This window comes from Acinetobacter lwoffii (assembly GCF_024129685.1).
Lineage (GTDB): Bacteria > Pseudomonadota > Gammaproteobacteria > Pseudomonadales > Moraxellaceae > Acinetobacter > Acinetobacter lwoffii_X.
On sequence record NZ_JAMXXL010000010.1, the window covers coordinates 68,704 to 84,957 of the forward strand.

Here is a 16,254-nt window from a genome sequence, read left to right on the forward strand (position 1 = left end):
CAGGCTGCCTAAAAAAACGTATAACACCGTTTTAAATTTACAGGTGTGCACCGTTGAAACTTGTGCTTGCTCCCATGGAAGGCTTAACCGATCCGATTATGCGTGATGTGCTGACATCCGTAGGTAGCTTTGACTGGTGTGTGACCGAGTTTATCCGTGTCACCGATTCCCTTCTGCCCGATCATATTTATCATACTTACTGCCCTGAACTGTTGAATGATGGCAAGACGGCGGCAGGTACACCGGTACATGTCCAATTCTTAGGAAATAATCCGGAGATGCTGGCAGCGAATGCCGCCAAAGTGGCAGCCATGGGCGCACCGGCAATTGACATGAATTTTGGCTGTCCGGCCAAAACCGTGAACCGTCATCGTGGTGGTTCAGTCCTGCTCGATGAACCCGAAGTCGTGCATGAGCTGGTTAAAGCCGTGCGTGATGCAGTGCCTGCGCATATTCCGGTTTCCGCCAAAATGCGTCTGGGTTATATGGACCGTAATTTCATGCTGGAAAATGCCCATGCCATTGAAGATGCAGGAGCAGCATGGGTTACCGTTCATGCACGCACCAAAGCCGATGGCTATACTCCACCCGCTTTTTGGGACCAGCTACAACCGATTCGTGAAGCACTCAAAATCAATGTGATAGCCAATGGTGAAATCTGGAACAATGCCGATGCCAAACAGTGCCGACTAGAATCTGGCTGCGAAGACCTGATGATTGGCCGTGGTGCAGTGACCACACCCGACCTGACTCAATGTATCCGTCAAAACTCAGATGCACCTTTGATGAACTGGAATGAGTTGCTGGAACTACAAATTCGTTTTATCAACGGTCCAGCCAAAACTGAAATCGGGATGGTCGGTCGTTACAAGCAATGGCTGGGCATGATGTCGAAACATTATCCTGAAGCCAAAGCATTATGGGACGAAGTAAAACGGATTAAAGTTCTGGCCGAAATTACCGAAAAACTGAAAGCTTCAAATATTTAAAACCAAAAAGCCTTTGAATGATTCAAAGGCTTTTTTATGAGTCCGTAAAAAACTTATGACTGCTTACGCTGCTTTAAATACCACTTCAAAATAAATCCAATCACAAAGTATGGATAGACTAATTTCCACTAGCAGAACCTCCATATTCTAATTTTTCATTTTTTTAACTTTGTAGATATTAAAGTTTTTTCATAAATCATTTTTTATAATCACTATAAAGGAAATTCCCTCTCCTTGTAGGAGAGGGCTAGGGAGAGGTTTTACCCCTCACATCACATTGCGAGGCAGTGCTTCTTATCCCAGAGGGAGAAGAAGCTTTTAATATTCATTTAAATATCAATAGAACGATCATTTTTTGATTTATAAAAGAGATCTATGGATGCGTTCGCTCAATATTTAATAGGATTTCTTTTTTATCCAAACCACCGGCAAATCCTACCAGCTTGCCACTTCTACCAATTACCCGATGACAGGGTGCAATAATCGAAATCGGGTTTTTGCCATTGGCTGCACCCACGGCACGTACCGCCTTGATATTACCCACCTGTTCAGCAATGTCGCGATAACTTCGCGTTTGTCCATAGGGAATATTCAGTAAAGCCTGCCAGACTTTTTTCTGAAAATCAGTACCGGCAAAGTCCAAAGGCAAGTCAAAAACATTGCGCTGACCAGCAAAATATTCTTGGAGCTGGCGTCTGGTTTCAATCAATACCGGATGCTGCGGATCTTCAACCAAGGTCGCCAGTTTCACCCGATTCGGCTGTTCACAATCCCAAAGCACGGCCACCAGCGCGGTTTCATTCGCGACTAGTCGTAACTGACCTACGGGAGAATCCATATAGAGATAACTTAAGTTCATGATGGCGCCCTGTCCCAATCACTGAGTTCATTTTCTATATTAACCCAGTTCACCGAGACAGGCAGAAACAAATTATGAAGAGGATACTTTCATCAGCACCAGACCGGAAATGATGAGTACGGCAGCCAGCATACGCAACGCTGTAGCGGGTTCACCCAAAACCCAAATACCGATGAGAAATGAACCCACTGCACCAATCCCGGTCCAGATCGTATAGGCTGTACCTAGCGGCAAAGTACGCATCGCATAAGCCAGTAAAGCAAAACTCAGTACCATGAAGACAATGGTAATAATACTTGGGGTAAGTCTGGTAAAGCCTTCAGACAGCTTCATTGAATATGCCCAAACGATTTCAAAAATACCCGCAAGAATAAGTACAATCCAGGCCATGCAGCCCTCCTCCTTTTATATAAGAATCAGGCCGTCCTGACGATTTTTCCTGTAAATTCCGATATGCAATTCACAAGGGAGGTCGTTCCTCCTAGGTGTAAAAATTTGATAAAACCACATTGCAGTAATCTGGCTATTTTTACAAAACATGACTTATCGAGATACAACTTAACTTTGCCTTACTCAAATCCTCACGACATTCATGGCTACTCTGGTTATGGTAGATGTTGAAAATGCCAAGTCAGAAATAGTTCTAATAATCGGGCAATTCATCCACAACAATTACATGAGAATGGACTCAGAATATTAAGTTATACACATCAATTAAATTTAAACTTTGTCTGGAGAAATTACATAATGAAACACAAATATACGACACATTGATCACTTTTTGCCTGGTTCCATTATCAACCTATGGTGAATAAACAACCACCGAACACAAGGGTTATAAGCAATAAAAAAGAACCCGATTTGAGTTCTTTTTATACAAATTTTGTCTAAATCGCAATCAATCAGGCTACAAACGATTACATTTTATGCAACATATCCATATGGTTATCAACATAGATATCTACACACTTATCCATAAAGTTATCCACATATTTATGCGCATCTGATGTTTTAGCGATTAGAGTTGAATCTGTCCTACTCTGGCTAACTCTGCACGCATTTCATCAATCACAGCTTTATAATCTGGCTTGCCAAAAATAGCTGAACCCGCCACAAACATATCGGCACCCGCTTCAGCAATTTCACGAATATTACTCGGTGTAACACCACCATCGACTTCCAGACGAATATCACGACCTGAAGCATCGATCAGTTTGCGTGCCTGACGCAATTTATCCAAAGTCATTGGAATAAATTTCTGTCCGCCAAAGCCCGGGTTCACGCTCATGAGCAGGATTTGATCGACTTTATCCAGCACATAATCCAGGTAATGCAATGGTGTTGCCGGATTAAATACCAGTCCCGCTTTTGCACCACCTGATTTGATCAACTGTAAAGAACGGTCAATATGATCAGAAGCTTCTGGATGAAAAGTAATGATATCAGCACCCGCTTCAAGGAAATCCCCGATCATGCGATCCACCGGCTTAACCATCAAATGCACATCAATGGGCGCCTTGATCCCATAATTTTTCAAGGCCTTGCAAACACCTGCACCAAAAGTCAGGTTCGGTACATAATGGTTGTCCATGACATCAAAATGAACAACGTCTGCACCTGCTTCCAACACATTCTCGACCTCTTCACCTAAACGGGCAAAGTCAGCAGATAAAATAGAAGGGGCAATTAAATAAGACTTGGACATGGGAGAACCTGGCTTGTTGAAATTGGATTTTTCCCATTATATCAAATCCGCTCCGGCTACTGTGATTCGATGTTGCAAGATTAAAACGCTGTGTAACGCTTTGAGGCTTATGCCGGCATCACCGCTTGGTTTAAAGTGCAGGATAATGATGAATAGTGTAGAAAACTGATGAAAAGTATTGCCCATATCCAGACGCAACAAGCAGCACGAATTGCCAAACGCCTGGCCAATCACTGGAAACATAAATTTAATATTGATGAAACCGAACAAAATTTCCTGATTCATTTTCCAAATGCTGAAGTGAGTCTGACACCCGAGGCGGATCATCTAACCGTAACGATTCAGAGCAATTCTGATTCCACTGACCTGAATAAACTCGAAAATGTAGTGCTGGATCATCTGATCCGTATGGGACAGGAAAATCTGACTGCCGACTGGCAAAGATAAGCACTAAAAAGCCTTGATAATCAAAGCATAGCAATGATCAGAAACTAAATACGATGATTCGCTTGTTCATTAAAGGCATGAATACGCTCAATTCTTTTATCCAGTTCGGGATGTGATTCCAGATATTTTTTAAACTTCCCGATCAGGCGAATCCATTTCAGTTCGGTTTCTGTCAGGTGCCGGTCTTTTCCATCAATATTGAGAGTGAAATTTTTCATTTTTAAGGTTTGCGACTCCTCTGCCAGTATTCTGGCATTTTCCACCCGCTGCAAAAAGTTAGACAAGTGAATACTGGAAATCTGCTGTTGATGCAAATGCTGCATGGCATAGTCATCGGCATCCAGTTCAATCGCCTGCGAATATCCAGCATCGGTCAGGACCACTACAGATGCGGTGACCACATCACTTAAATCTCCAGTCACCAAGGCAAACAGTCCCGCCGCACCCAGATTAAAAATCACTTTTTGCATGCTATGTTTTTGTACCAGACGGCCTTGTTCGTGGGCCAGTACTGCAAGGACTTCTTCATCGGTGCCGCTGATTTTCACCAGTTCATCAGTCACAATAATGGTGTTATTCGGGATGGCTGCGGCATTCATACCCATGCTTGATCCACCTTGACGGAAAATAATTTTTGCAGGTTTTCCTACAGCAATCTTTTGTTCATACAAAGTTTTTAATCGCGTCTGTTGTTCTGCCGGGAGTGTACTTGGCTGGGTCTGGGCAATTAACTGCTGCTCTGTCCGGTTGCCTACTTCAACCAGAGTCTGCTCCGGAAGGAGTTTTGCCAGCTGTTTGGCGCTATAAGGAATCCCCCATTTTAAAATAATAATCACTGCACTAATCACGATGATCATGGAAAAGAAAATCAGGATCGGTGAACGTTCAAACTCCCAGATCGCATGATAAATATCTTTATGTTTAATTCTGAGCCAATGCGGCACTTTGCTTAAAAACTCAATCCGACGTTCTTCAGGTAACTCAATAATCGGTTTACGACCACCGACACCCCCAATATAAGCCATGTCCGGATAAGCAAAATAAAAATCTGCAGCGCTAACTTGTGCTGGAATATCCTCATCAAGTTTCAGGGCAATCCCTTGTTGCTGATCCGGTACAATCCAGGCACGACGGGCTTCAGCGAGAATTCCATCATAAAACTTAACTTCGACAGGTCGTTTCATCACATTTACTCCTATAGCGACGCATCGAAATCAAATACGTCCAGGATTTCATCGGCCAAGGCACTTGGGTCAGGTTGCAAGATATGCTTCAGGTCAGTTTCATCGTCTACTACATAGAGTTCTAAGTGTTTTAACTGATATTCATATAAACGGATGACAGCCCAAGGTGTCATTAAGCCCAGACTAAGAACACGTATCATCCAGTTGCTCAGCACAATCCAGCTATAACGCCATGTCGTGACCCGTGTTTTAAAGTAACTTTGACCAAGCTCCACATGATTCCAGGTAATGATGTATAAATGTGCAGAAATAATCGGCCAGACCAGCGCCAGACAAAGCAGATAGCTAAGCAGTAAACCCAGACTAAACAAATTGGTTCCAATCCGGTCCACCCAGTACACTACTGCTGCAAGCCAGCCAATACCAACCAGCAGGCAAAGACCAAAGGGCAGATAAACGGCAGACATAAATTTGGACCAGTTAATATTCAGCTTGAATTGCAGCTGACCAATCGATAAATGATTAAAGCAATAGCGTTTATAGAGCCAGATCATCACCGCACTAAACAGCAGCAAAGTAAAGATATTGATCAGGATGGCCAGAAATAAGACCCTATAAGCCTCACGGTTGCTGCCATTAAAATAAAAACGCACATTGCCATATTTGCTATTTCGGGCCTTGAATTTCAGGGTCATCCGAATGAGCCAAGGCAAACACAGGGCAGCGACCATTAATAAAGAACTGGTGGCAAGGATTGAATAGTTGGTCAGTACAACGGTAACCAGATACAGCTCCAGTGCAAACAGACGACCCAGCAGGATCCGGCTCGGCATGGCCACAAAGTCGAAGCGATGGTTTAAAAATTGGGTATTGCCGTAGAAGTAGCGCATACGGCGTGCTTTGGCCCAAGGGCTGTACAAGGTCAATGTCACTATGGTCAGCATCAGATTCACCATCCAGATACCAAAATATTCGGATGCACTGCCATGAAACCTGAATCCATAACGCTGATATTTCGGTCTGACCGAAGGCGTGGCTTCAGTCGAAAAACTTGAAGCAGCTGGAAATAATGACTCACTGACACGAATACCGTCTGCTGTCTGCTGCATGACGACCCCAATTTTTTATACTTTTATACATCTGATATTAAAAGAAAAACCCCCAGAATGTAAAAACATTTTGGAGGTTTTTTAATCTTTTTGGCTTTGCTACATATCTGCAGTCCTACTTTAAGGATTTAACTGCACGGCATGGAATTGCAAATGATCATCTACGAAACTTTGAATAAAGTAATAACCATGATCATAGCCCTGATGTTCACGCAAAGTTAGCGGCTGGTTCACGCCATCACAAGCCTGCTGGAACAGGGCTGGATTAAGCTGGTTATAGAACTGGTCCGAAAAACCCTGATCAATCAAGATATCGCTAAATAATGCGCCCTTTTCCTGAACCAAAGCGGTTGCATCATGTTCGAGCCATGCCTCTTTCTCAGTACCCAGATAATTCGAGAATGCTTTGTCGCCCCAAGGACACTGGCTCGGGGCACAAATCGGTGCAAAGGCTGAAACAGATTTGAATTTTTCTGGATATTTAAATGCCAGAGTCAATGCGCCATGACCGCCCATAGAGTGGCCAAAGATGCCGATCTTGCCGGGATGGATCACGAATTCCTCAGTGACCAGTGCGTAAAGCTCATCGACAATAAAGCTTTCCATCTGATAGTGTTCAGCCCATGGTGCCTGGGTAGCATTGATATAAAAACCCGCACCCTGACCGATATCCCAGTTGTCGCCTTCTGCCACACCTTCGCCACGCGGCGAAGTATCTGGTGTAATCAGGATCAAGCCAAGCTGTGCCGCCAGACGCTGTGCATGTGCCTTGATGGCAAAGGTTTCTTCAGTACAGGTCAAACCTGCCAGATAGAATAATGCAGGACAGCTGTGGCCTTCTAAAGCTTGAGGCGGCAGAAAAATGCCAAACTTGGTCGGGGATTTAAGATAGCGCGAATCAAAACGATAAATGCGCTGTTCACCTTCAAAGCTTCTATTGTTCTGTATAAGTTCCATGGCTATTCCTTATTATTGCAACCGGTCTGTGGATGACATTGATCTAGGGAGATGCTGTTGCCGTACTGTTCTGGGGAAATAAACGTTGCTCCAGTTGTGGCAACATCAATTCCATATTCTTGCCGATGACCCATTGCGGTTCTGATGGCTCAAAGCCTTGAGCCGATTCCCATTTTGCTACAGTATCTGTGGCCTGTGCGAAAGCGCTTTGCAAGCTGCTATTTTCACGCATGGCTTCATCAAAGAACGCACGACCAAAATAGGTATAATCCGCTTCATTCGAACAGCCAAAAGACTGACGGTCGGCTGCAGAAGCCGTAATCACCAAAGTATTGTCATTCTGTAAAGCAGAAGCAAAACTGCCTGAAAAACAGGCCGAGATTACGATCACGCGCCAACGTATGCCTGATGCATCTAGTGTTTCACGCAACCATTTTGGATCAACCTGCGCCAGATCCAGTGGGGCATTTTCCATTTCAAATACATTCGGCAAACCGTGAGAGGTCATATATAAAAATAATACGTCACTTTCACGGTTCATCTGCTGCCCCATACGGCGCAATGTCAGCTCCATACTGGTTTTGGAAGCAATCGGCATAGTGGTACGTGTCGCTGGGTGATTGACCAAGGCAATCGATCGGCCAAAAGTACCAAAACGGGTATCAAACTGCTCTTTAATCCGCTCAACTTCAGAATGGAATACATCCTGATAGCTCGCTCCGGCTACCCCCATGAAATACCAGTGTGACTGTGCAAATTCACCATACTCGATATTTTCCAGCGCTTTATTCAGCAAAGTTGGCTGGGCATAGAAAGCATCTTCGGCAAAACTCGGTGGAATTTCTTCGACTTTCCAGATCGGCTGATCTTTGACTGAAATCTGCCAAACTACTAGCGTAAACAAAGTCGCCAGCATAATCAGCGCACGTTCCCACCACGGCCATTTTAATTCACGTGAAATCACCCAGACGACTGCCAGACTTTGCCAGACAAACAGCATGACAAAGAGCGTTGGAATATAGTCGTAGAGGATATAAGGCAGATAATCCAGATCACCCAGATACTGGATCAGACACTGGAACAGCATGATATGGGTATCTAATACCAGCCACAACAAGGCTGGCACCAGCATCAAGCGTGGATTATTGACCCGCTGTGACAGAAAAATACCGACAATCAGGGCAATGAAAGGCCAAAGCGCATAACTGATCAGACCTTGAGAGTTAAAATCTCCCATACGGCCTGAACTGAGCCAGCTAAACAAACTGTTGGCGCAGCCACCCAAGATCCCCCAGAACACCAGTTGCATGATGGATGGACGGACCAGTTGTAAAGAACGCCTCGACCCCAGAAATAACCACATCCCGGCAATTTGGTTGCTCTTAAAATCGTGCCAAAAATTAATGGAGGGTTTAAAGTCGATCATAGGATTTCAAGGAGATGAGTGGCTCGCTAATGTGCTGAATAAGTTTATGCTTGATAAGCATTTAATCAATGCTAATTTTAAATATATAACAAATCTTTGCTTAATAAAGAAGCCATTATCCTATTCAGCTACAAGTTCATGCTGAAAATACGCATCAAAGCGACAAGCATCGCCTTGCCATTGATGATTTGGCTCTTTTCCGGCTAAAAATACCGCCAGACGCGGACGTTTGACCACAACACGTTTGCCAATTTTCTGCGCCAGTTCTAAAAGGTTATCGCCCAGATCCATTTCACCATCTTCAGGTAATAACATATGCAACAGCTGCATCTGTTTTTTGACCTGTGCCTGCTTTTTGACTGCCTGCTGATTTTGATCCCGCTGTGGGAACATTGGATCAAGATAAACCACATCAACAATCTGCTGCTGCTCGGCCTGCTGTTTTAAATAATCGGCTGAATCAGAAAAGACCAAATTAATCCGCGACACGACCTGACTCAGGAATGCATCCGACTGGGCACGTGTATGGCTATCTTCAAGCAAGGTGAACAGAATCGGATGCCGTTCAACCAGGGTGACTTGCGCACCTAAATGTGCCATCAACAGACTGTCATGTCCTAGACCTGCAGTCGCATCAACCAAGCTTGGTTTTTCACTTAAATTACAGGCACGTGCAATCATTTCTGACTTTAAAGAAGCCCGTTTTAAACGTCCAGTTTCTGCTTGCCAGTCCGGTTGCATCTTCATGCCGTTGGCACATAACCAGAGTCCGTCAGCATCGACACAGAGGGCCAGTTCAGGATTTAAACGGAAAAAACGTGCATTGAGTTTTTCAACAGTTTCAATCTCAACCTGTACCCCACGAGAAGAAAGCACAGCCTCAAAGTGCTGTGCTTTCTCTTGATAGTCAGATTCGGCATATAAGCGAATCATGCTTACCATAATTTCCAACCTGTATAGGCAAATAATAAAATCAGCAGACCCGAAGCAATACGATACCAGGCAAAGATCATAAAGTCGCGTTTAGCCACATAAGCGACCAGCGCACGGATTAATATCAATGCCGAGATAAAGGAAACCAGAAGCCCAACTCCGATCACGGTCCAGTCTTCAGTCGTATTTAAGACATCATAGCTTTGATAAAGGTCCAGCAGGCCAGCGCCGATAATGACCGGAATACCCAAGAAAAATGAAAATTCAGTCGCTGCCTTACGGGACACACCGAGGAACATCGCACCGATAATGGTTGCGCCTGAACGGGAAGTACCCGGTATCAAGGATAGAACCTGAATTAGGCCAATCCAGATCGCATCTCTAATGCTGAGTTCTTCAACTTCATGGACACGGACTTGTGGTGGATTCTTTTCAATCCAGATAATGATCAGACCACCGACAATTAAACCAATGGCAATCGCAATATCATTAAACAGTAATTGTTTGACGGTTTGTCCCAGCGTCAGACCAATCAATATAATCGGAATAGAAGCCAGAATCAGGCCAATGCCTAAACGGCGACCTTGCGGTTCACCGCTGACAATCCCGGTCGCTGCACCCCAAAGACGTGCCCAATATTCATAAATAACGGCAGCAATTGCCCCCATCTGGATCGCGATGACGAATACATCACTCTTTTCCTTGGTCCAGAAATTCATTAATTCTGATGCCAAAATCAAATGGCCGGTACTGGAAATAGGCAAAAACTCGGTAATGCCTTCGATAATACCCATGATGGCCGCTTTGAGTAGCAGTAAAAGATCCATGCTTTATCCTAATTAATTATGCTTTGCCTTGTTCTGGAATTTTTTTCCACGCGTTATCGCGTAAATATACGGGTAATGCCAATTCTGCACTCACCCAGTTTTCTACTTGTGCCGCTGCACGTGCAATGCTGGCGATATCCTGTGCGGTCGCATGCACATCTTTATAAATTGAAGTTTCGCTTTGTACCAATTCAGCACCTGAGCCAACCGGGGTAAAGCGCACAGCTTGGCTACCTTCTGCATAACTTAACAGTTGCTCATCATCGACCGGTTGCATAATCCCTTGTGCATCCAGTTGATAGCTCGCGATATAGACTTCGCTCATGCGGGCATCCAATACCGCAGACACTTCAGTCAGACCATGCAAACGGTAGGCTGCTTGTGCCAAAGCCTGCAAAGTTGACACCGGAATCACCGGCACATCATTGGACCAAGCCAAGGCCTGAGTCACGGCAGCATTAATGCGGACACCGCTAAAAGAACCCGGACCACGACTAAAGGCAATCGCGGTCAAATCAGCAATGGCCAGCCCAAGATCTTGCAGACCTTGTTCAATCATTGGGAGAATCGTTTGCGTTTGTGCCTTGGCGCGCGCATCAAGCTGAAAAAATAGTTCTTGAGTATCATCGATTACAGAAACGGAACACTGCTCATTGGCAGTCTCCAATGCCAGCACTTTCATGCACAACCTTAATTCAGAGAATATAAAAAACGCGGATATGATACTCCACTCATATCCGCTACGCGAGATTTTCCCGAAACAGATACAAAAATGCCTAGAAAATCTAGGCTTATGATTCACTCATTAAAAGAGTGCCTTAGAGTTGCACTTCTTCCAAATCCTGAAATTTCTGAAAATGCTCGGCATAATGCATGGCGCTCATTGTTAATTTTTGAATACTGTCCTCATCCAGCGTTTTTACCACTTTACCGGGTGAGCCCATCACCACTGAATTATCTGGAATGATCTTGCCTTCCGGAATCAAGGCATTGGCACCAATAATACAATTCTTGCCAATCACGGCATTGTTTAGAATGACTGCTTGAATCCCGATCAGGCTGTTATCGCCAATGGTACAACCATGTAGCATGGCCTGATGCCCAATTGTCACATAATTGCCAATACTCATCTCAATGCCGGCATCCGTATGCAGTACTGCATTTTCCTGCACATTGCTAAAGTCACCCAATTTAATTTTACTGTTATCTGCGCGCACTACTGCACCGAACCAAACACTGACTTGTCGTCCAAGTTCAACCTGTCCAATCACCGTTGCCGTCGGTGCCACCCAGCCATCCCAGGGCTGATGTGTAGCAGTGGGTATATATCCCTGAAATTTATACAACATTGATAAAATCCTGTTCAATGGTTAAAAAAATTTGGAGCGTTTAAACGTTGGAGAATTAAGTAAAAATGGCCAGTCTTTCTTATAATCCAGCCCATATTGAAATAAAGAAATCAGCATACGTGCGGTCAAGCCCCAAACCACTTCATTTTCTACCCGCATACTCGGAAAATATAAAGATTGCTGGGCAAAACGGACTTCATAGGGCGTGGGTGTCACTTCAAGTAAATGCTGCAATGAGGCAAAGAAAATCCGGTCGATTTCCGTCGGTTGTGGAATCAGCTTCACTTGCGGAGGAATCAGTCCCACAATCGGTTTGACCAGCATGCCATTGCGGGCTTTTTGCATCGGCAAATCACCCATTAAATGTACATCAAAAGGATTGAGTGCCGTTTCCTCATAGGCTTCTCTTAGAGCCACCACAATATTACTGGTATCTTGCGGATCGCGCTTGCCACCCGGAAATGAGACTTCTCCAGCATGATTATTCAAATAAGCTGAACGGCGCGTCAGCAATACTTTCGGGTCAGCTTCATCTGTAATTGCAATCAACACGGCAGCATGGGCAGATCGGATACGCTTGGAAAAACGTAATCGTTGCTGCAACCTGTGTGTCAATTCACATGCATCCATTCTCTCAGCCCTGACGATGATCATAATTTCATCATAGCTGATTTTAGTCGGGGCGGGAGAGAAATGATGCCAAATTTTGCTTTTTCAGTTATCCTGAGCTTACTTTTATCATTGATGATGAATATGAACTTCTGTGTGAATTGTGGACATAAAACCACTGCTAAAATTCCTTTGGGCGATCAGCAAATTCGCAGCGTATGTGATTCATGCGGCTCTATTCATTACATTAATCCGAAAGTGATTTGTGGCGCTTTAGTCTTATTCGAAAACAAAGTACTGCTGTGCCGTCGTGCCATTGAACCACGCTACGGCTTATGGACTTTACCTGCCGGCTATATGGAACTGTTTGAAACTATGGAGCAAGGGGCTGCCCGGGAAACCCGCGAAGAAGCCGAAGCTGAAGTAGACATTGAACAGTTGTACTGTATGTATAACATTCCACGTATTGGTCAGATTTATGTGCTATTTAAAGCCAATCTGATTGATGGAAAATTTGGTGCGGGTGAAGAGACCATCGAAACACGTTTATTTGATGAAGCAGATATTCCCTGGACCGAACTTGCCTTCCCGAGTGTAGAACATACTCTCAGACATTATTTTGAAGACCGTAAAAATAATATTTTTCCAATGCATCTGGAAACCTTAGGCACGCGTCTAGACCATACCGGTTAAATTTAACATCCATAAAAAAAACCCATACTAAGATGGGTTTTTTTTATTTTTAAAGAATATTATTTGGCTTTGACTTGATAGCAATCCGCAAGCTTAAACTCAACCGAACCACCGTTTAATTTTGCTAGGCTAATATCTGCCGGTGTTTCACCCTCATTGTTATTATTATAAACTTTTTGAAAACTGGCATAGGTATTGGCCCATTGTACTCCATCACCTGCCGAATTCAGGAAAGTTACACGCCCATTCTGGCCGACATTAGTATCTAACACATTAGACAAATTGAGCAGTGCACCACCGATCACAATCGAATCCCTAGAATCCGGTGAAGACTGGATGCGCGAGTCTACCCCTACCAATGCGCCATTAATATTACCAAACTTTTCATTGGCCAAAATCAGGCGCATGGAAACCGCTTTATCAGCGACAAATGCACGTCCCAAAGTCCCGAGGCGATATTGTTGTATGCCTTGATGATCTAAGAGCGTATCTGCCAACACATCACCTTGACAGCCATTCACCGGATCAGTCGCGAAATTACTAGAGGATTGCATATTGGTGCGTACATCACCATTACTGTCAATTACAATTCCTAAAGTAATTGGGCTGACAGTGGTATCTGTAAATTTAAATTCCAGATTGGCATACATTGGGAAAATGTATTTCTCCCCATCCGCGACGTTCTGCGCTGTTTTAAAGACCTGACGATCCAGATAACTAATTGGGAAAATCTTATATAGATCAACGCTTCCCGTATAGTTTTCACCATCAGCCTGCAAACGCCACAACCCCAGGTTGGCTTGATCGGAAGTATCCAGCGATTTTTTGTCAGTCACCACTTTATAGAAAGCTTCTTTACCCGCGATCACATAATCATTCAACAATCTGCCTTGATACAACTCAAGCGGAGTCGCATTATTTGCGACATTCAGGCGGTAAGGCGTGTTAATGGCTTTACTGGTTGGATGAATCCATGAACTTTGCGGATCAGCGGTCATTTGTACCGGTTTCACCTTACGGATGAGTTGAGCATTAATCCCCCCTAAGGAAGATAAATTTTCTTTAGCCAAGGTTAACTGAGTATCACGCCATTGTAAGCCACTGCCAAAGGTATAGCCCTGGCGATTGGTAATCAGCATAAAATGGCCAAATAAATATTTAGTATTCTTATTCTTAATATCACAAGGGTTTTGATTACAGCCCACCAGTCCATCTGAACCCGTCAGGTTACTTCCAATCACGCCTGAAGTTGAGAATAATGAAAATTCTGGCTGATACACGGCTGCGTTGGCAATCGTCACCAGCTTTTTAACTGTGGCAAAAGCCACCTCATCCGAAATTGTGCTGATATCAACAAAATCTTTAATTTTGGTCGCCAAATCGGCATCCATCAAATTGATATTCTCACTGGTTTTCGCCAGGTCTTTACGCATCTCTTCAGTAATATACAAAGGTTGTACATCAGATGGATTAATAATACGCCCTTCTTCTAGCGCCAAAGCTTGCAGAATTTTAACCAGACGCATGGCCACCTGAACGGTAGGATCATTAGGCACCAAATCAGCTACCGGACGTCGAGTAATCCCAGTTGCAATATCGATTACACTTAAACGCGGCAGCTGGGTCTGGGCACTAAAACTAGCATAATCGCTGAGTTTAATTTGACCTAAATTAATCTTGCGCGAAGCAAAACTTTGAATATAAAACTCAATATTATCCGTCTTTTGACAGGTTCCAGAAGCAACCCCATTTTTACTGTCAAATAACGTAATAAAGGTATTTTCTGTATCGCTACTACAGTTAAAGTTCAAACCATCGAGCGGATATTCCAGCCCCCATTCCACACAGTTCGTTGTACCTGGGGTACAAGTACCATTGGTCGTGGCTTCATCGTTTTTTTCTGGAATGACATTGGCACTTTCCCCACCACACCCGCTCAGTGCCGTTAAAAGTGTGGTTAAAGCAAATGGAAATAATATTTTATTTTTCATCTTTTTATACTCGAATAGTCCTTATCGAATGGCGACTAATTTTAGTTGTCCATGATTTGTCAGCATCTTGTCTTCAACATCTATCGCGGAGGCCAAAGGCGTCAATAATACATATTCAGTTTGTGCAGGAATCTGGAGAACCCCTTCGATACGCTCATGTTGAATAATATTAGCCTGTTCTTCCTGATTTTTATAACCGCCCGCTCCTTCAAGCACACAGCCACGACTGTCTAAAAATACAACAAAAGGCCAATAATACGTTGGATTTTTCTGGCTAGAGGCATAAGAGTTGATCTGAATATTCTGGATATCGGATTGAAGCTTTACCACTTCAAAATCAAATTCGTCTGCTTTAAGAGGCGCACGAGGCCAGAGGTTAACTGCTTTTTTAAAACTGATTTCTTTCGCTTTTTTAATTTTCTTATCATTAAAACACTGCTTGCCTAAGCTCTTGATGGTCTCCGACTGTGAAATACGATAATAACTTTGAGCCAGTACCACAGGACCAGAATCTACTTCTGGCGTTTGAAACAAGGATTTTAATACGGATTGTCCCACCCCTTTTTCACGTTCAATTATCTGGATCCGGGTAGTTCCGATATTTTTATCTACTACTCCTTCGGGCATGCTATAGAAACGTTTTTTGCCTTCCAAATTAAATTCTTTATTTTCCAGATACTCACTATCCACATATTCAATGCCTTCAACCTGGCTAAATCGCGGTTTTTGTATGTTAGCAACAGAAGATCCTGTTCCAGCATCAGAAATTTGAGGAGCTTTAGATCCAGGTATTAATCGTGGTGTAGACTCAATCTGTGCTTGTGCAATATGCGGTTGTACTGGTTGTACTGGTTGTACTGGTTGTACTGGTTGTACTGGTTGTACAACCATAATATGATCCTGCTTAAGTTTGACTTGTTTATTTTCTACGACTGGCACTTTTTCTATGTCTTGCTTTACAGGTGTGGAATGAACTGCTGCAGTTCCTACTGTTTTCGACAATCGAGATTTGTCCTCAATTTTTTTCTCTGCATTATTACGGGGTACGACTAATGGTCGTCCATCCGGACCAATAATCGTAATAAATTCTTTAGCGCTTGTATAAAAAGACACGGATACCAGACTTAATGCCAGTACCGCTGTCAATCCAACGTTCCCTGTCTTGATCATTTTTCC

General features: G+C 43.7%; 17 protein-coding genes. 3 read left to right on the top strand and 14 right to left on the bottom strand.

What is annotated here, in order from left to right:
* Positions 1-53: 53 nt before the first annotated feature.
* Positions 54-989, top strand: a complete 936-nt coding sequence (locus tag NI464_RS06935; protein WP_253138029.1) for a tRNA dihydrouridine synthase — start codon at positions 54-56, stop codon at positions 987-989.
* A 373-nt stretch (positions 990-1,362) separates the two neighbouring features.
* Here NI464_RS06935 and NI464_RS06940 read toward each other — a convergent pair whose 3' ends face one another.
* From NI464_RS06940 to rpe, 3 genes are all read right to left on the bottom strand, one after another.
* Positions 1,363-1,848 (bottom strand): methylated-DNA--[protein]-cysteine S-methyltransferase, encoded by a 486-nt coding sequence (locus tag NI464_RS06940; protein ID WP_253138030.1) that lies wholly within the window; start codon positions 1,846-1,848, stop codon positions 1,363-1,365.
* 72 nt (positions 1,849-1,920) lie between these two features.
* Positions 1,921-2,238 carry a DMT family transporter gene (locus NI464_RS06945; RefSeq protein ID WP_004279177.1) on the bottom strand — a complete coding sequence of 106 codons (318 nt, stop codon included), beginning with the start codon at positions 2,236-2,238 and terminating at the stop codon, positions 1,921-1,923.
* A 628-nt stretch (positions 2,239-2,866) separates the two neighbouring features.
* Entirely contained in the window at positions 2,867-3,553 is a 687-nt protein-coding gene (rpe, locus tag NI464_RS06950; RefSeq protein ID WP_253138031.1) for a ribulose-phosphate 3-epimerase, read from the bottom strand.
* Positions 3,554-3,721: 168 nt separating this feature from the next.
* On the opposite strand from rpe, the gene NI464_RS06955 reads away from it, so the two are divergent.
* Positions 3,722-4,000, top strand: coding sequence for a DUF2218 domain-containing protein (locus NI464_RS06955; protein ID WP_148334310.1), 279 nt, complete (start codon positions 3,722-3,724; stop codon positions 3,998-4,000).
* 44 nt (positions 4,001-4,044) lie between these two features.
* Here NI464_RS06955 and NI464_RS06960 read toward each other — a convergent pair whose 3' ends face one another.
* From NI464_RS06960 to NI464_RS07000, 9 genes are all read right to left on the bottom strand, one after another.
* Positions 4,045-5,184, bottom strand: coding sequence for a M48 family metallopeptidase (locus NI464_RS06960; protein ID WP_253138032.1), 1,140 nt, complete (start codon positions 5,182-5,184; stop codon positions 4,045-4,047).
* A gap of 11 nt (positions 5,185-5,195) precedes the next feature.
* Positions 5,196-6,293, bottom strand: coding sequence for a YjgN family protein (locus tag NI464_RS06965; RefSeq protein ID WP_253138033.1), 1,098 nt, complete (start codon positions 6,291-6,293; stop codon positions 5,196-5,198).
* 120 nt (positions 6,294-6,413) lie between these two features.
* Positions 6,414-7,250 carry an S-formylglutathione hydrolase gene (gene fghA / locus NI464_RS06970; protein WP_253138034.1) on the bottom strand — a complete coding sequence of 279 codons (837 nt, stop codon included), beginning with the start codon at positions 7,248-7,250 and terminating at the stop codon, positions 6,414-6,416.
* 43 nt (positions 7,251-7,293) lie between these two features.
* Positions 7,294-8,676, bottom strand: coding sequence for a C13 family peptidase (locus NI464_RS06975; protein WP_253138036.1), 1,383 nt, complete (start codon positions 8,674-8,676; stop codon positions 7,294-7,296).
* A 120-nt stretch (positions 8,677-8,796) separates the two neighbouring features.
* On the bottom strand, positions 8,797-9,618 hold the full coding sequence (locus tag NI464_RS06980) for a class I SAM-dependent methyltransferase (protein ID WP_276534862.1): 822 nt from the start codon (positions 9,616-9,618) through the stop codon (positions 8,797-8,799).
* On the bottom strand, positions 9,612-10,436 hold the full coding sequence (locus NI464_RS06985; RefSeq protein ID WP_004279167.1) for an undecaprenyl-diphosphate phosphatase: 825 nt from the start codon (positions 10,434-10,436) through the stop codon (positions 9,612-9,614). The genes NI464_RS06980 and NI464_RS06985 overlap by 7 nt, the downstream gene beginning before the upstream one ends.
* Before the next feature lie 16 nt (positions 10,437-10,452).
* On the bottom strand, positions 10,453-11,118 hold the full coding sequence (gene tsaB / locus NI464_RS06990; protein ID WP_005107769.1) for a tRNA (adenosine(37)-N6)-threonylcarbamoyltransferase complex dimerization subunit type 1 TsaB: 666 nt from the start codon (positions 11,116-11,118) through the stop codon (positions 10,453-10,455).
* A gap of 136 nt (positions 11,119-11,254) precedes the next feature.
* Positions 11,255-11,782: a gamma carbonic anhydrase family protein gene (locus NI464_RS06995; protein ID WP_253138048.1), complete on the bottom strand. Its 528-nt coding sequence runs from the start codon at positions 11,780-11,782 to the stop codon at positions 11,255-11,257.
* Positions 11,783-11,806: 24 nt separating this feature from the next.
* Positions 11,807-12,415 (bottom strand): NUDIX hydrolase, encoded by a 609-nt coding sequence (locus NI464_RS07000; protein WP_005104899.1) that lies wholly within the window; start codon positions 12,413-12,415, stop codon positions 11,807-11,809.
* Between the two features lie 123 nt (positions 12,416-12,538).
* Between NI464_RS07000 and NI464_RS07005 the strand changes: the two genes are divergently transcribed.
* Complete coding sequence (locus NI464_RS07005; RefSeq protein ID WP_161785319.1) at positions 12,539-13,087, top strand: NUDIX hydrolase; 549 nt, start codon at positions 12,539-12,541, stop codon at positions 13,085-13,087.
* 59 nt (positions 13,088-13,146) lie between these two features.
* Here NI464_RS07005 and filF read toward each other — a convergent pair whose 3' ends face one another.
* On the bottom strand, positions 13,147-15,078 hold the full coding sequence (gene filF, locus NI464_RS07010; protein WP_253138037.1) for a putative pilus system protein FilF: 1,932 nt from the start codon (positions 15,076-15,078) through the stop codon (positions 13,147-13,149).
* A 21-nt stretch (positions 15,079-15,099) separates the two neighbouring features.
* Positions 15,100-16,248, bottom strand: coding sequence for a putative pilus assembly protein FilE (gene filE, locus NI464_RS07015; protein WP_253138038.1), 1,149 nt, complete (start codon positions 16,246-16,248; stop codon positions 15,100-15,102).
* Positions 16,249-16,254 lie beyond the last annotated feature (6 nt).

Bases quoted from the DNA above. Each gene is read 5' to 3' on its own strand.
- NI464_RS06955 (WP_148334310.1), top strand. From the start codon at position 3,722: ATGAAAAGTATTGCCCATATCCAGACGCAACAAGCAGCACGAATTGCC.
- fghA (WP_253138034.1), bottom strand. From the start codon at position 7,250: ATGGAACTTATACAGAACAATAGAAGCTTTGAAGGTGAACAGCGCATT.
- NI464_RS06960 (WP_253138032.1), bottom strand. From the start codon at position 5,184: ATGAAACGACCTGTCGAAGTTAAGTTTTATGATGGAATTCTCGCTGAA.
- NI464_RS07005 (WP_161785319.1), top strand. From the start codon at position 12,539: ATGAACTTCTGTGTGAATTGTGGACATAAAACCACTGCTAAAATTCCT.
- rpe (WP_253138031.1), bottom strand. From the start codon at position 3,553: ATGTCCAAGTCTTATTTAATTGCCCCTTCTATTTTATCTGCTGACTTT.
- NI464_RS06985 (WP_004279167.1), bottom strand. From the start codon at position 10,436: ATGGATCTTTTACTGCTACTCAAAGCGGCCATCATGGGTATTATCGAA.
- NI464_RS06940 (WP_253138030.1), bottom strand. From the start codon at position 1,848: ATGAACTTAAGTTATCTCTATATGGATTCTCCCGTAGGTCAGTTACGA.
- NI464_RS07000 (WP_005104899.1), bottom strand. From the start codon at position 12,415: ATGGATGCATGTGAATTGACACACAGGTTGCAGCAACGATTACGTTTT.
- filE (WP_253138038.1), bottom strand. From the start codon at position 16,248: ATGATCAAGACAGGGAACGTTGGATTGACAGCGGTACTGGCATTAAGT.
- filF (WP_253138037.1), bottom strand. From the start codon at position 15,078: ATGAAAAATAAAATATTATTTCCATTTGCTTTAACCACACTTTTAACG.
- tsaB (WP_005107769.1), bottom strand. From the start codon at position 11,118: ATGAAAGTGCTGGCATTGGAGACTGCCAATGAGCAGTGTTCCGTTTCT.
- NI464_RS06975 (WP_253138036.1), bottom strand. From the start codon at position 8,676: ATGATCGACTTTAAACCCTCCATTAATTTTTGGCACGATTTTAAGAGC.
- NI464_RS06965 (WP_253138033.1), bottom strand. From the start codon at position 6,293: ATGCAGCAGACAGCAGACGGTATTCGTGTCAGTGAGTCATTATTTCCA.
- NI464_RS06980 (WP_276534862.1), bottom strand. From the start codon at position 9,618: ATGGTAAGCATGATTCGCTTATATGCCGAATCTGACTATCAAGAGAAA.
- NI464_RS06945 (WP_004279177.1), bottom strand. From the start codon at position 2,238: ATGGCCTGGATTGTACTTATTCTTGCGGGTATTTTTGAAATCGTTTGG.